At 57.4% G+C, this 13,482-nt stretch carries 13 protein-coding genes and 1 tRNA gene; 5 read left to right on the top strand and 9 right to left on the bottom strand.

The window, feature by feature from the left end; all coding sequences use genetic code 11:
* Window positions 1–54: 54 nt before the first annotated feature.
* The 7 genes from pth to NH344_RS09580 form a co-directional block, all read right to left on the bottom strand.
* Window positions 55–636 (bottom strand): aminoacyl-tRNA hydrolase, encoded by a 582-nt coding sequence (gene pth / locus NH344_RS09610; protein WP_054644979.1) that lies wholly within the window; start codon window positions 634–636, stop codon window positions 55–57.
* A 190-nt stretch (window positions 637–826) separates the two neighbouring features.
* Window positions 827–1,462 carry a 50S ribosomal protein L25/general stress protein Ctc gene (locus NH344_RS09605; RefSeq protein WP_044628228.1) on the bottom strand — a complete coding sequence of 212 codons (636 nt, stop codon included), beginning with the start codon at window positions 1,460–1,462 and terminating at the stop codon, window positions 827–829.
* A gap of 96 nt (window positions 1,463–1,558) precedes the next feature.
* On the bottom strand, window positions 1,559–2,500 hold the full coding sequence (locus tag NH344_RS09600) for a ribose-phosphate pyrophosphokinase (protein WP_172416021.1): 942 nt from the start codon (window positions 2,498–2,500) through the stop codon (window positions 1,559–1,561).
* A gap of 59 nt (window positions 2,501–2,559) precedes the next feature.
* A tRNA-Gln gene (locus NH344_RS09595) sits at window positions 2,560–2,634 on the bottom strand.
* Between the two features lie 30 nt (window positions 2,635–2,664).
* The gene (gene ispE, locus NH344_RS09590) at window positions 2,665–3,525 is read right to left on the bottom strand and encodes a 4-(cytidine 5'-diphospho)-2-C-methyl-D-erythritol kinase (protein ID WP_253027838.1); all 861 of its coding nucleotides are present in this window, start codon (window positions 3,523–3,525) and stop codon (window positions 2,665–2,667) included.
* A 59-nt stretch (window positions 3,526–3,584) separates the two neighbouring features.
* The gene (gene lolB, locus NH344_RS09585; RefSeq protein ID WP_054640861.1) at window positions 3,585–4,241 is read right to left on the bottom strand and encodes a lipoprotein insertase outer membrane protein LolB; all 657 of its coding nucleotides are present in this window, start codon (window positions 4,239–4,241) and stop codon (window positions 3,585–3,587) included.
* A 63-nt stretch (window positions 4,242–4,304) separates the two neighbouring features.
* Window positions 4,305–6,098: a tetratricopeptide repeat protein gene (locus tag NH344_RS09580; protein ID WP_058577616.1), complete on the bottom strand. Its 1,794-nt coding sequence runs from the start codon at window positions 6,096–6,098 to the stop codon at window positions 4,305–4,307.
* Between the two features lie 228 nt (window positions 6,099–6,326).
* Between NH344_RS09580 and hemA the strand changes: the two genes are divergently transcribed.
* The 5 genes from hemA to moeB are packed head-to-tail and all read left to right on the top strand — an operon-like array spanning window position 6,327 to window position 10,876.
* A complete protein-coding gene (hemA, locus tag NH344_RS09575; protein ID WP_137093883.1) occupies window positions 6,327–7,637 on the top strand; it encodes a glutamyl-tRNA reductase in 1,311 nt (436 codons plus the stop codon).
* On the top strand, window positions 7,634–8,722 hold the full coding sequence (gene prfA / locus NH344_RS09570) for a peptide chain release factor 1 (RefSeq protein WP_044628223.1): 1,089 nt from the start codon (window positions 7,634–7,636) through the stop codon (window positions 8,720–8,722). The genes hemA and prfA overlap by 4 nt, the downstream gene beginning before the upstream one ends.
* Complete coding sequence (gene prmC / locus NH344_RS09565) at window positions 8,722–9,585, top strand: peptide chain release factor N(5)-glutamine methyltransferase (RefSeq protein ID WP_253027837.1); 864 nt, start codon at window positions 8,722–8,724, stop codon at window positions 9,583–9,585. Before prfA ends, prmC begins: the two co-directional genes overlap by 1 nt.
* Before the next feature lie 30 nt (window positions 9,586–9,615).
* Window positions 9,616–10,116 (top strand): Lrp/AsnC ligand binding domain-containing protein, encoded by a 501-nt coding sequence (locus tag NH344_RS09560; RefSeq protein WP_044628221.1) that lies wholly within the window; start codon window positions 9,616–9,618, stop codon window positions 10,114–10,116.
* 4 nt (window positions 10,117–10,120) lie between these two features.
* Window positions 10,121–10,876: a molybdopterin-synthase adenylyltransferase MoeB gene (gene moeB / locus NH344_RS09555; protein WP_253027836.1), complete on the top strand. Its 756-nt coding sequence runs from the start codon at window positions 10,121–10,123 to the stop codon at window positions 10,874–10,876.
* Between the two features lie 116 nt (window positions 10,877–10,992).
* Here the strand turns inward: moeB and ahpF are convergent, their stop codons facing one another.
* Window positions 10,993–12,549: an alkyl hydroperoxide reductase subunit F gene (ahpF, locus tag NH344_RS09550; RefSeq protein WP_253027835.1), complete on the bottom strand. Its 1,557-nt coding sequence runs from the start codon at window positions 12,547–12,549 to the stop codon at window positions 10,993–10,995.
* A gap of 215 nt (window positions 12,550–12,764) precedes the next feature.
* The gene (gene ahpC, locus NH344_RS09545) at window positions 12,765–13,328 is read right to left on the bottom strand and encodes an alkyl hydroperoxide reductase subunit C (RefSeq protein WP_044628218.1); all 564 of its coding nucleotides are present in this window, start codon (window positions 13,326–13,328) and stop codon (window positions 12,765–12,767) included.
* Window positions 13,329–13,482: the final 154 nt, after the last annotated feature.

The following is a 13,482-nucleotide window of genomic DNA, read 5'->3' as shown; positions in this document are numbered from 1 at the left end:
GTGTGAAAAAAGCGCGTGCGTAACGCGTAGAGAATGTGTGCTGAAAACGTGCTGCTATTTTACGCTATGTAGGCGGTTCATGGCTTTAGCCCAGTCGCCGGAAAGCGCAAGCGGAAGCGTGGCTAGGCACTCATCCAATGAGCGCTCAATGGCTTCTTGTTCGGCTTTGCCAGGGCGGCCTAGTACATAGTTCACTACTTGGCGCGCCTCGCCGGGATGGCCGATGCCAATCCGCAGCCGATGAAACTGATTTTGGTTGCCAAGGGCGCTGATAATATCCCTCAGCCCGTTGTGGCCGCCGTGCCCGCCGCCGGTTTTATAGCGTGACTGCCCAGGGGGGAGGTCAAGCTCATCGTGAGCGACCAGTAGGTTGTCTGGGGTAAGCTTAAAAAACTGGGTTAGCGCTGCCACAGCCGCACCGCTGCGGTTCATAAAGGTGGTGGGGTTGAGCAGGTGCAGCTCATGGTCACCCACGCGGGCTTTGGCGTATAACCCTAAAAACTTTTTCTCAGGACGCAGTTCGGTGTGGGCGCTGCGTGCAATGGCGTCCACTAGCCAAAAGCCCGCATTATGGCGGGTGGCGTCGTATTCTGCGCCTGGGTTGCCCAGTCCTATAATGGCCGTTACCTGGCTCATTTTCCCACCTCCAACGGTTCTGGAAGATATATCGTTGACTCACTGGCAGCTGCTTTGCAGATAAGCAGGGTAGCGCCACGCTGCAAAAAAAAATCAAGCGCCGAAGCGCTTGATTTTAACATCCTTGGGCCATGCGGGCATGGCCCAGGCGGCACTGGTCAGCATACGCTGGCAGCACCTTTAGCAAGGCTTACTCGGCGCTGGCTTCTGCGTCGCCTTCGCCTTCTTCTTCGTCACCGCCACGTACTTTCACTTTGGTGATGCTCAGAATGGCGTTGTCGTGCTCTTCACCGTGGGACAGGTCAACAGAAGTGACGCCAGCCGGCAGGGTCAGGTCAGACAGGTGCAGGGTAGTACCCAGCTCAACGTTGCTGATGTCCACTTCCAGGAAGTCCGGAAGGTCTTTCGGCAAGCAGCTGATGGCGACTTCGTTAGCCAGGACGTGCAGTTCGCCGCCTTGGTCTTTGATACCTACACACTTCTCTTCGTTCACCACGTGCAGCGGCACGTTCATGGTGATTTCGTGAGTAGCATCAACACGCAGGAAGTCAGCGTGGGTCAGCAGTGGCTTGAACGGGTGACGCTGCAGGTCACGAACAACCACTTGCTCTTCTTTACCGTCGATCACCAGTTTGATGACAGAGGAGAAGAAGGCCTCGTCTTCAATCGCTTTGTAGAAAGCAGTTTTTTCTACAGAGATAGACTGAGCGCCTTTCTCACCGCCGTATACAACGGCCGGTACTTGTTGGTTCGCACGACGCAGGCGGCGGCTCGCACCTTTCCCCAGGTCGTTACGAACGCTGGCTTGCAGGATAAAATCAGACATGGAATTTGCCTCTTGGTTTAAGTAAGGAAACGCCGCCGCCCGCGACCAGACGACGACGTTTCCAGGGCCCCAGTTGGGGGCTTATAACGTCAGGCGTTAGTGGAACATCGCGCTGACGGATTCTTCGTTGCTGACGCGGCGAATCGCTTCCGCAATCAAGCCAGCAACGCTCAACTGGCGAATCTTTCCGCTACGACGCGCATGGTCGGCGAGCGGAATGGTGTCGGTCACGACAACCTCGTCCAGTACAGAGTTGGTGATGTTGTCGACCGCAGGGCCGGACAAAATCGGATGCGTAGCATACGCGACGACGCGCGCAGCGCCGTGGTCTTTCAGCGCTTCACCGGCTTTACACAGTGTGCCAGCGGTATCAATCATGTCATCGACGACCACACAAGTGCGGCCTTCGATTTCACCGATAATGTGCATCACCTGGGCTTGGTTGGCCTGGGGGCGACGCTTGTCAATGATAGCCAAATCAGCATTCAGCTGTTTGGCGATGGCACGGGCACGCACAACGCCGCCAACATCGGGGGAAACAACCACGAGATCGTCGTAGTTTTGACGCTCGATGTCGTCCAGCAGGATCGGTGAGCCGTACACGTTATCAACCGGTACGTCGAAGAAACCTTGAATTTGGTCGGCGTGCAGGTCCATGGTCATTACGCGATCAACGCCTGCTTTCACCATCATATCCGCCACAACTTTTGCTGAGATGGGAACGCGGGCGGAGCGTACACGACGGTCCTGGCGGGCATAACCAAAGTAGGGAACCACTGCCGTAATACGGGCAGCCGAGGCGCGACGCAGAGCGTCGACCATCAGGATCAGTTCCATCAGGTTGTCGTTCGTCGGGGCACAGGTGGATTGCAGGATGAAGACATCCTTACCACGCACGTTCTCATTGATCTCGACCGCGATTTCGCCGTCGCTAAATTGACCCACCGTGGCGTTACCCATACGGCTGTCTAAGCTCTCGGCAATCTTTTGAGCGAGTTCGGGATTGGCGTTCCCGGTGAAAACCATCAATTTTGACACGCGCAGCCACCTTTGCAGTGTTGGGGATCAGGGGAGAAAACGCAGATCAACATTAGAATTGGCTGGGGTACCAGGATTCGAACCTGGGAATGCCGATACCAAAAACCGGTGCCTTACCACTTGGCGATACCCCAGCAATAACCTAATGCGATGACCGGGCGCTTTCAGCAGCCCAGAGCATCTTGTAGGGGAGAGGTGTTAAGTCCGCGCGCGACCCATGCTTGCCAGCGCTGATTAGCCAGTTCAGCCACCGTTTGCGCAGCCTCTTGTGACTCAAAAGCTGCAAACAAACAGGCGCCAGTGCCCGTCAGCCGACTAGGTGCGTGCTGCGCGAGCCAGTCAAGTGCTTCCGCGATACGCGGGTAGCGTTTTTTGACGGTAGCTTCGCAGTCATTACGCCACTCGGCCACTCCCCCCTGCAGTGCGCGCGCCATAGTAATGGGGAGGCTGTCGCGTGTCAATTCCGGGTCTTGGAAGATTGCGGGGGTTGAGACGCTAATGCCTGGGTGGATGACCACAAACCACGGGGTGTCGAGGGTCGCGGGTGTTAATTTCTCGCCCACGCCTTCGGCCCAGGCGCTTTTGCCTAAAACGAAGACGGGTACATCGGCACCTAGCGCTAAGCCCAGCTCTGCTAGGGTGGCATCGCTGAGCCCAAGCTGCCAGAGCTGATTGAGTCCTTTAAGTACGGTTGCCGCGTTGGAGCTGCCGCCACCCAGGCCGCCGCCCATGGGCAGGTGCTTCTCAATTGATATAGAAGCACCAAGGTGGGTGCCGCTGGCCTGCTGCAACCGCTTTGCTGCACGCACAATAAGGTTGTCATCGTGCGCTACGCCATCCATCGATGTGGTCAGTTCGATAACGCCGTCTTGGCGCAGGTTGAAGCTTAGATAATCGCAGAGGTCGATAATCTGAAACAGCGTCTGCAGTTCGTGGTAGCCGTCTTGACGGCGGCCCACAATATGCAGCATGCGGTTTAACTTGGCTGGGGCGGGTAGAGTGAGTGGGCAGGGTGTTGCGGGCATGCCGGTTCTCTATTGGCTAAACGTATGAAAGAGGGCCGGCGCTTGCCAGCCCGAGCGCTCTATTCGGAGGCCTGCCACTGATTAACTACCAGGGTAATGCGTACATCGCCGTAGTTCATGACCAAGCGGCGCGGTAGCCACATACCTTCAGCCTGCTCCCAGTCACGGTAGTCAATTTCCCAGCCGTCTTGTTGAAGGTGGCTCGGGAAGCCGAGTTCGTCAGTTTCGAGCTGGTAGCTGGCGTGGTCGCCGGGCAGGCCGCGCACCCAGTCAGGCATGGCGCGCACTGGCAACGACCAGCCAAGCTGCTCTTCCATTAAGGCTTCCGGGGTTTCTGCTTCAAAACGGCCTTCACTGGTGGTCAGTGAGAAGCGACCCTCGCGGCCTTCCAGTACGCTGCGACCACCGCCAAAGGGGCCGCTAATCAGCATGCGGAAGTAGTAGGGGGTTTGGTTCCAGTCCAGGTTGGCGCTGGTGTTCTCTTCTGGAGTGCGTAGGCCCGCTTTGCCGACCAGGGTCCAGCTCTCGAACGCTTCCACATCTGCCTGTTGGCGCTCCCACTGGCCGGCTTGGCGGCCGCCTTCATCCGTCGGCGCTTGGCTGGCACACCCGGTAAGGGCAGCCACCGCCAGGGCGGCCACCCATAGGCGGGAAGAACGATAGAGTGATGCGGAAGGGGTGCTCACTGGCGCGCTGTTCAAAAAAGAAGTCAACATAACTGGCTCCATGTCAGTGCTGTCTATTAAGGGTAAAAACTAGCAACGGTAAAGAAGTAAGCCTTAGGGCGCGCTGGGTGGCGTAAGTTCAGGGTAACGCTCAAGTAAATCATCAATGTGAGGATGGTAAGTGGTTCGTTGCAGAATGCGTGCAATCAGCAGGCGCGCTTCGTCACTGCGTCCTAGTGAATGAAGCACCTCGGCTAAGTGCGCGGCAATTTCTTGGTCGGGCATCTGCGCGTAGGCGCTTTCTAGCCATGCCAGCGCATCGTCGGGTTTGCCGAGGCGGAAATACACCCAGCCCATGCTGTCTAATACCGCCGGGTTATCTGGGTCCGCTTCGTAGGCACGCTCAATAAGCTCACGAGCTTCTTCTAGTCTTCCGGGTAAGTTAAGGTCAGCGAGCGTGTAACCTAGGGCATTTAGCGCGTCAGCATTGTTGGGCTCGGTGCGTAAGATTTGCCGTAAGTCCCGCTCCATGCCTGTTAAGTCGCCCATCTCCCAGGCGCGCATGGCGCGAAGGTACAGCAGGCTAGTGTCATCTGGGGTGCGGGTAATTTCCCGATCCAGCAGGGCGGTGGCATCTTCTTGAAGCGACAACTCGTCCAGCAGTTGCACTTCTAACCTTACTAGGTCACCGAAATAGGCGTCGTGGCGCATGCGCTCAATGCGTAGAAAAGCGCGGGCGTCGAGTAAACGATCATCCTCAATGAGCATGCGAGCCGCCGCCGACCTGGCGGCTAAAAATTCATCACCTTCATACACTTGGCGGTAGTAGAGGAGGGCGTTGTCGACCTCTCCTTGGGATTGGGCAATAGCACCTAATAAGAAGTAGGCAATGTTGGGTATGTTCTCTTGACTAATGAGCGGCTGCAGCAGCCGGTAGGCAGGCTCGCTGTGCCCTTCTTCTAAATAGAGCTGCGCCAAGGCAATGCGTAAATCCTGGTTGCCACCGTGGCTCTCTAATAGAGCATTGGTTTGCACTTCGGCGGCGGTAATGTTGTTGAGGCGTATTTCTGCTTGGGCCAGCATTAAGATAAAGCGCACGTCGTCAGGCGCTAGGCTAAGGCCTTGCTGGGCTGCCTGCTGTGCGCCGCGGTGGTCGCCAGTTTCCAGCGCAAGGCGTGCTTTAGCTAGCCACAGGGCGGCTGACTCTGGCTCTTGCTGTTCTACTTCATCTAAATAGCGCTGGGCGGTTTGCGTTTCTCCCAGGGCAGCTTCGATCAGGGCGGTACCCAGCAGCACATCGCTGTGAAACTCGCGCTGGGAAACCTCCGGCTGTGAAAGATAGCTGCGTAGCTGCTGTGCTAACAGGTTAAGCGGTGCCTCTTCGGCGACGGCGATTTCAGCGAAGGGGGCAATTTCACCATTGCCGCCTGATTCAGCAATGGCTAGCCGCTGCTCTAGGCTATCCAGCCAGTCGCCCCGTTGGAGTGATAGTGAGGCAAGCAGGCGGTTGGGTGTTTCTGCCCGAGGGTCTAATTCACGCCAGCGCAGCGCGGCGGCTTCCATTAGTGCGGCATCATTACCAAAGCGTGCGGCGAACGTGGCCCGTTCGGCCAGCCCTGGTGACGTGTAGCGCTGGGCGGCCTCAAGATATCCCTGGCCCGCATAGCGGTAATCGCCGCGTTGTCCGGCCAGCTCTGCGGTTAGCAGGGTACGTAACCCAGCGGCATCCAGCCCGCTGGTAATAGGCGGTGCCGTCACCATTGGGTCTTCAACATGAGCGTTGGTTTCACCGTCAAAAAGAGAGGGTGACAGCTGGCAGCCGCTCAGTATCAGCGTGGCGGCCAAGGGCAAAAGTGGAAAACCCGAAAACGAACAGGGAATACCCAGTAGTGTTGCGCGATGGGGCATGCGTATCTCGATCAAGTGGCCGAGTGTTCAGCATAGCGGCTTGGTTGCCTGCGGCAAAGTGGTGTGCGCCAGAAGATGCTCGGCTGTGATAGAATGTCCCACCTTGAAAAAGAGCCGAGTCAGCGCAATTCACTTAATGAGCTGCTCTCTTAGACTTGTATTAACAAGCCAAGAAACCATGACCGACAGTGACGTGACGACCGATCCACTAGCGAAGACGCATAACCCATGACGCTTCTTGCCCTGGGAATCAATCATCGTACTGCCACCGTGGCTGTGCGTGAGCAGGTGGCCTTTACGCCGACGCAGCTGGAAAGCGCGTTGGCTGAACTGCGTAGCCTGCCACACATTAGCGAAGCGGCGGTGCTTTCGACGTGTAATCGCACGGAACTCTACTGTGTGACGGATGCCGCCGGTGAGCAGACTGTGCTGGACTGGCTGGGTCGTTTTCATAATTTACGCGTTGAAGAGCTCGCCCGCTGCGCCTACCACTACCACGACAACGACGCTGCTCGTCATTTGATGCGCGTGGCCGTGGGGTTGGACTCCATGGTGTTGGGTGAGCCGCAAATACTGGGCCAGTTAAAAGATGCTTATCAGCAAGCGCGTCAGGCCAAGGGCCTGGGTGGCGAGCTGGAGCGTCTTTTTCAGCACACCTTCGCCGTGGCTAAGCAGGTACGCACCGAAACCGGCATCGGTAAAAATCCGGTGTCCGTTGCCTATGCTGCCGTCAGCATGGCCAGCCGCATTTTCGATGATTTCAGCCGCGCCAACGCGTTACTGATTGGCGCAGGTGAGACCATCGAGCTAGTGGCGCGCCATCTTCATGAAGCTGGTGTCCGTCAGCTCACCGTGGCGAATCGTACCCGGGAGCGGGCCGAGCAGGTTTCATCGTCGCTGGGCGGTACGGCGATTACGCTGCCGGAGATTCCTGATGCCTTAGAGCATGCCGATATTGTTATCTCCTCTACCGCATCTCCGCTGCCTATATTGGGCAAAGGGATGGTCGAGCGGGCGCTGAAGAAGCGTCGCCATCGTCCCGTGTTTATGGTCGATATCGCCGTACCCCGGGATATCGAGCCAGAAGTGGGTGAGCTGGCGGATGTGTTCCTGTATACCGTCGATGACCTGGAAGAGGTGATCGAAGAGAATCGTCGCCATCGCCAAGTGGCAGCCGACCAGGCCGAGTCGCTCATTGAGCACGGCGTGGGTAGCTGGCAGCATGAGCGGCGTATTCGTAATGGCGGTGAGGTAATTCGCGACTATCGCCGCCACGGTGAGGCGCTGCGCGATCAGGCGCGGGATCAGGCGCTTGAGCGTTTGGCAAAAGGCGAAGACCCGGCCAAAGTGGTTGAGCGCCTAGCGCATCAGCTGGCCAGCCGCCTAATGCATCAGCCAACGCTCACCATTCGCGAAGCGGCCTCTCAGGAAAACCACGATTTGCTTAGCGCCGCACCGCGCCTGTTGCTGCCACCGAAGCCCGCCTTTGAGCAGCCTGCGCCCCCGGCAAAACGCCAGAAGGATGATACGCCCGCATGAAAGAGACTTTGCGCCAACGTTTAGACAGCTTCTCCGACCGGTTTGAAGAGCTGGCCATGCTGCTGTCAGATCCTGAGGTGATCAACGACCAGCAGCGCTTCCGCGACTACTCTCGCGAGTACTCGGAGCTGGAAGAGCTGGTCGCCGCTTGGAAGCGCTACCTTGAGGTGGAAAACAGCATTGCCGAAGCCGAGCAGCTAAGCCGCGACAGTGACCCGGAGATGCGCGAGCTGGCGGAGATGGAAATTCTCGACGGCCGCGAGCAGTTGGAAGCGCTCGACGTTGAGCTCAAGCGCCTGCTGATTCCGAAAGACCCGGACGACGGTCGCGGTGTCTTTTTGGAAGTGCGCGCGGGCACGGGTGGTGATGAAGCGGCCATCTTTGCGGGTGATCTCTTCCGCATGTACTCCCGCTATGCGGAAAAGCGCGGCTGGCGCGTAGAAATTGTTAGCGCTAGCCACGGCGAGCAGGGCGGTTATAAAGAAGTCATTTCCCGAGTGAAGGGCGACGGCGTCTATGCCCGCCTTAAGTTCGAGTCTGGCGCTCATCGGGTGCAGCGCGTACCGGCGACCGAATCCCAGGGCCGAATCCATACTTCCGCCTGCACCGTTGCGGTGATGCCTGAAGTGGATGAAGTGGGGGATATTGATATTAACCCTGCGGATTTGCGGGTTGATACCTACCGCTCCAGCGGTGCCGGTGGTCAGCACGTTAACACCACAGATTCCGCGATCCGTATTACCCACCTACCTACCGGCGTGGTGGTGGAGTGTCAGGAAGAGCGTAGCCAGCATAAGAACCGCGCCAAAGCGATGTCGCTGCTTGCCGCCAAGCTCAAGCGTAACGCGGTGGATTCCCAGCGCCAGGAGCAGGCCGATGCCCGCCGCTCGCTGGTAGGGTCTGGTGACCGCAGTGAGCGTATCCGCACTTACAACTTCCCTCAGGGGCGCATTACCGATCACCGCATTAACCTGACGCTGTATAAGCTGACCGAAGTAGTGAGTGGCGAGCAGTTGGACGACGTGATCGAGCCGCTGATTCATGAGTACCAAGCGGAACAGCTTTCGGCGCTGCAGGACGCTTAATGACGTTCGACGCTTTGCTGAAGAGCGCCGCCCAGCGGCTGCAGCTGGCAGGTTCGCCGTCGCCTCGCGTAGATGCCGAGGTGCTGATGGAGTTCGCTACTGGCCGCAGCCGCACATGGCTCTATACCTGGGGCGATAGCGAATGCCCGACTTGGGAGCATGCCCGCTTTGACGCGCTAATTGCCGCCCGCGCCCAGGGCCAGCCGGTGGCCTATTTAACCGGAGAGCGTGAGTTTTGGGGGCTGCCGTTGGCTACCTCGCCTACCACGCTGATTCCTCGACCCGATACCGAAACCCTAGTAGAGGCCGCATTAGCGCGTGCAGGCACGCCAACCGGCAGGCTGCTTGACCTTGGTACGGGCACCGGGGCTATCGCGCTGGCCTTTGCCAGTGAAAAGCCGGATTGGCAGGTGGTCGGGGTGGATGTTCGCCCAGAGGCGGTGGCGCTGGCGGCTGACAATGCCCGCACGCTTAATATCACTAACGCTACGTTCCTGGTCAGCGATTGGTTCAGCGCTTTCACGCTTTCTTCTCCTAGTGCGTCTTCACCTGGTTCAACATTTGAGATCATTGTCAGTAATCCGCCCTATATTGCCGCCGATGACCCGCATTTGGGCCAAGGCGATGTGCGCTTTGAGCCACGCTCGGCGCTGGTGGCCGAGGCCGACGGTATGGCGGATCTGCTGCACTTGATTACCACCTCGCAGGCGTTTCTCTCGCCCGGCGGCTGGCTGGCGCTGGAGCACGGCTATCAGCAGGCTCCCAGTGTGCGCCAAGCGCTAAAGCTGGCGGGCTATCAAAGCGTTGAAAGCGTGCAAGACATGGGCGGCCATGAACGGGTTACCCTGGGGTACCTCGAATAACTGCCTGATTCATCAGTATTGGATCCTGCCATGAAACCAAAAAATAGAACGCTGGACCGTATCGACCTGAAAATTTTGCGTTGCCTGCAAGAGAACGCACGCATTTCCTATGTAGACCTTGCCTCTGAAGTTGGTTTATCCACAACCCCTTGCCTAGAGCGGGTGAAGCGCTTGGAGCGTGCGGGCATTATCCGCGGCTACCAAGCCATTCTTGACCCCAGAGCGCTCAAGGCGAATTTGCTGGTGTTTGTTGAAATTAGCCTGGAAACCCAGTCGCCCGCGGTATTCGACGAGTTCCGCCGTGCGGTGGAGAAGCTGCCGCAGATTCAGGAGTGCCATCTGGTCTCTGGGCAGTTTGACTACATCTTGAAGTGCCGCATTCCTGAGATGGCCGCGTATCGTCAGCTATTAGGCGATGTGGTGCTGACATTACCGGGCGTGAAAGAGTCGAAAAGCTACGTGGTGATGGAGGAGGTGAAGGAGAGCTTCAGCCTGCACATCCCCGACTTTGAGGAATTTGAGGATAAGTAACGCGATGATGGACGATCAGGCGCTGCTGCGCTATAGCCGCCAAATCATGCTGCCTGAGGTGGACATTGAGGGGCAGGAGCGCTTGCACGCTGCCCATGCGCTGATTATCGGTGCCGGCGGGCTTGGCTCGCCGGTGGCGCTCTATTTGGCGGCGGCGGGTGTAGGCACCATCACTATCGCCGATGCTGACCATGTCGAGCTGACGAATTTGCAGCGCCAAATTGCCCATCAGCAGGCAAGCCTGGGGGTGAACAAAGCGCGCTCCGCGAAGGAGAGCATGCAGGCGCTTAACCCAGAGTGCCACGTTGTGGCCCTTGAGCAGCATGCAGAAGGCGAAGCGCTCACCGCCCTGGTGGCCTCGGCCGATGTGGTGTTGGACTGCACCGACCGTTTTTCCAGCCGCTATGCCATCAATGCCGCCTCCCAACAGGCAGGCGTACCGCTGATTTCCGGCGCGGCGATTCGTTTTTCGGGCCAGTTGGCGGTGTTTGACCCGCGTGATGACGCGTGCCCCTGCTACGCCTGTTTATACCCGCCAGGGGATAGTGAGGATGAGGCGCTGAGCTGTGCAGAGAGCGGTGTCATGGCCCCGCTAGTGGGGCTAATTGGCTGCTTCCAGGCGGTAGAGGCATTTAAGCTGCTAAGCGGCGCAGGGAGTGCGCATCAGGGGTTATCTACGTTTGATGGCTTAAGCGGCCAGTGGCGCCATTTTCAAGTGCCTAGAGACCCAGCGTGCCCGGTGTGTAGCGCTCGCACATAAAAACTCGCACATAAAAAAGCCCGCAGGGAGGCGGGCGCGACGTCACGGTCTTCACGTCAAAGGGAACGAACTCAGTAGGGCGGCGCTGCCGCCCTATCAGCCAGTCATCTAGCAGATTAGTTACGAATCAGATAATCGAAGGCACCCAGTGACGCTTTGGCACCTTCACCCATCGCAATAATGATCTGCTTGTAGGGTACGGTGGTGACATCGCCAGCGGCGAACACGCCGGGCACCGAGGTCATACCGTGGGCATCGACGATGATCTCGCCACGGGGTGACATTTCAATTGGCGAGTCTTTCAGCCACTCGGTGTTAGGCACTAGGCCAATCTGTACAAAGATGCCTTCCAACGCGATGCTCTTCACTTCATCGGTGTTGCGGTCTTTGTAAGTTAGGCCATTGACGCGGCTGCCGTCGCCGGTCACTTCGGTGGTTTGGGCATTTAGCACGATGTCGACGTTAGGCAGGCTCTTCAGCTTCTTCTGCAGTACCGCGTCGGCGCGCATTTCACCCATAAACTCAACCAGCGTTACGTGGCCGACGATGCCAGCCAAGTCGATAGCGGCTTCAACGCCGGAGTTACCGCCACCAATCACCGCGACACGCTTGCCTTTGAACAGCGGGCCGTCGCAGTGGGGGCAGTAGGCAACACCTTTGTTGCGGTACTCTTGCTCGCCGGGCACGTTCATTTCACGCCAGCGGGCACCGGTGGCCAGTACCAGAGTTTTGCTCTTCAGCTTCGCGCCAGACTCAAACGTGACCTCATGCAGGCCGCCTTCGGCTTCTGCTGCTTTGAACGACGTAGCACGTTGCAGATTCATCACGTCGACTTCGTACTCTTTAACATGCTCTTCAAGTGCGCTGACCAGCTTGGGGCCTTCGGTGTGGGTAACAGAGATAAAGTTCTCAATACCCATGGTGTCGGATACCTGGCCACCAAAGCGCTCGGCGGCAACACCGGTGTTAATGCCTTTACGTGCGGAGTAGATGGCTGCCGCTGCACCTGCTGGGCCGCCGCCAATCACCAGCGTATCGAAGGCAGCTTTTTCACTCAGCTTCTTGGCTTCACGCTCGGCGGCGCCAGTGTCCACTTTGGCCAGAATCTGCTCAAGGGTCATGCGGCCCTGGTCAAACGGCTTGCCGTTTAAGTAGATGCTGGGCACGGACATGATTTCGCGCGATTCGACTTCATCCTGGAACAGCGCACCGTCGATAGCGACATGACGCACGTTCGGGTTGAAGATCGCCATCAGGTTCAGCGCCTGAACTACATCCGGGCAGTTCTGGCAGGAGAGCGAGTAGTAGGTCTCAAACAGCATCTCGCCGTCGAGATCCTTGATTTGATCTAACAGCTCTTGAGAGGTCTTTGGTGGGTGACCACCGACTTGCAGCAGTGCCAGTACCAGCGAGGTGAACTCGTGGCCCATGGGGATGCCTGCAAACACCACGCCGGTCTCTTCGCCGGGGCGGTTAATCGCAAACGACGGGGTACGGCTATCTTGCCCGTCGGTATGCAGGGTAATTTTATCGGTGAGGCTGCTGATATCTTCCAACAGGCCCAGTAATTCGCGTGACTTGGCACCGTCATCGAGGGACGCAACGATCTCGAACGGTTGAGTCACTTTTTCCAGGTAAGCTTTCAACTGATTTTTTAAATTGGCGTCCAGCATGACAGTGGCTTCCTCGCAGTCAGCAGTAAGTTGTTCTCAACCTAAAACGCCCGCTGCCGGATCAGTAGGGCAGTCGGTAAAAGCGCTAGGGAAAACAGGGGGTGCGGTTACACGGGTGCTTAAACGAAACACCCGGGCCAAGTGCCCGGGTGTTGCGCTGCCTGTAGGGATTCAACTTAATGTGATTCGAACCCTAAGCGGCAGCGGTAGGCAATTTAGATTTTGCCTACGAGGTCCAGAGACGGAGCAAGTGTCTCTTCGCCTTCTTTCCATTTAGCCGGGCATACTTCGTTCGGGTTTGCACGAACGTACTGAGCAGCTTTCACTTTACGCAGCAGCTCTTCAGCGTTACGGCCGATATTGCCAGCGTTGATTTCGACAATCTGGATTTTACCATCCGGGTCAACGACGAAAGTACCGCGCTCGGCCAGACCGGCTTCTTCGATCAGCACTTCGAAGTTGCGAGAAATTTGCAGGGTCGGGTCAGCAATCATCGGGTACTGCAGCTTGCCGATGGTTTCAGAGCTGTCGTGCCATGCTTTGTGAGTAAAGTGGGTGTCGGTAGATACGCTGTAAATTTCAACGCCCAGCTTCTTGAAGGCTTCGTAGTTGTCAGCCAGGTCGCCCAGCTCAGTCGGGCAAACGAAGGTGAAGTCGGCCGGGTAGAAGAAGAAAATGGACCACTGACCTTTCAGGTCCGCTTCAGTGACATCGATAAATTCGCCGTTCAGGTAAGCTGTGGCTTTAAACGGTTTTACTTCAGTGTTAATCAAAGACATTCAGAACGTCTCCATAATAGGTGAGTGGCAGTAGAAAAAGTTGCTGCTCATGGTAGCGGACTGCGACCAATAGCTAAAATTGGAAAACTGAATCTTTCCAATAGGTGTTGGCTATGAAACTTTCTTGCTACCTTTCGCGCAGGTGGAAAGTGGG

The sequence above is a fragment of the Halomonas sp. Ps84H-12 genome, from assembly GCF_024124725.1.
GTDB lineage: Bacteria > Pseudomonadota > Gammaproteobacteria > Pseudomonadales > Halomonadaceae > Vreelandella > Vreelandella aquamarina.
This window is presented reverse-complemented; position numbering and strand designations above follow the sequence as displayed.

What these genes read in the sequence shown, in the direction of transcription:
- NH344_RS09580 (WP_058577616.1), bottom strand. Translation starts at nt 6,098, where the DNA reads ATGCCCCATCGCGCAACACTACTGGGTATTCCCTGTTCGTTTTCGGGT.
- pth (WP_054644979.1), bottom strand. Translation starts at nt 636, where the DNA reads ATGAGCCAGGTAACGGCCATTATAGGACTGGGCAACCCAGGCGCAGAA.
- prfA (WP_044628223.1), top strand. Translation starts at nt 7,634, where the DNA reads ATGAAAGAGACTTTGCGCCAACGTTTAGACAGCTTCTCCGACCGGTTT.
- prmC (WP_253027837.1), top strand. Translation starts at nt 8,722, where the DNA reads ATGACGTTCGACGCTTTGCTGAAGAGCGCCGCCCAGCGGCTGCAGCTG.
- ahpF (WP_253027835.1), bottom strand. Translation starts at nt 12,549, where the DNA reads ATGCTGGACGCCAATTTAAAAAATCAGTTGAAAGCTTACCTGGAAAAA.
- NH344_RS09560 (WP_044628221.1), top strand. Translation starts at nt 9,616, where the DNA reads ATGAAACCAAAAAATAGAACGCTGGACCGTATCGACCTGAAAATTTTG.
- lolB (WP_054640861.1), bottom strand. Translation starts at nt 4,241, where the DNA reads ATGTTGACTTCTTTTTTGAACAGCGCGCCAGTGAGCACCCCTTCCGCA.
- ispE (WP_253027838.1), bottom strand. Translation starts at nt 3,525, where the DNA reads ATGCCCGCAACACCCTGCCCACTCACTCTACCCGCCCCAGCCAAGTTA.
- NH344_RS09605 (WP_044628228.1), bottom strand. Translation starts at nt 1,462, where the DNA reads ATGTCTGATTTTATCCTGCAAGCCAGCGTTCGTAACGACCTGGGGAAA.
- ahpC (WP_044628218.1), bottom strand. Translation starts at nt 13,328, where the DNA reads ATGTCTTTGATTAACACTGAAGTAAAACCGTTTAAAGCCACAGCTTAC.
- hemA (WP_137093883.1), top strand. Translation starts at nt 6,327, where the DNA reads ATGACGCTTCTTGCCCTGGGAATCAATCATCGTACTGCCACCGTGGCT.
- moeB (WP_253027836.1), top strand. Translation starts at nt 10,121, where the DNA reads ATGATGGACGATCAGGCGCTGCTGCGCTATAGCCGCCAAATCATGCTG.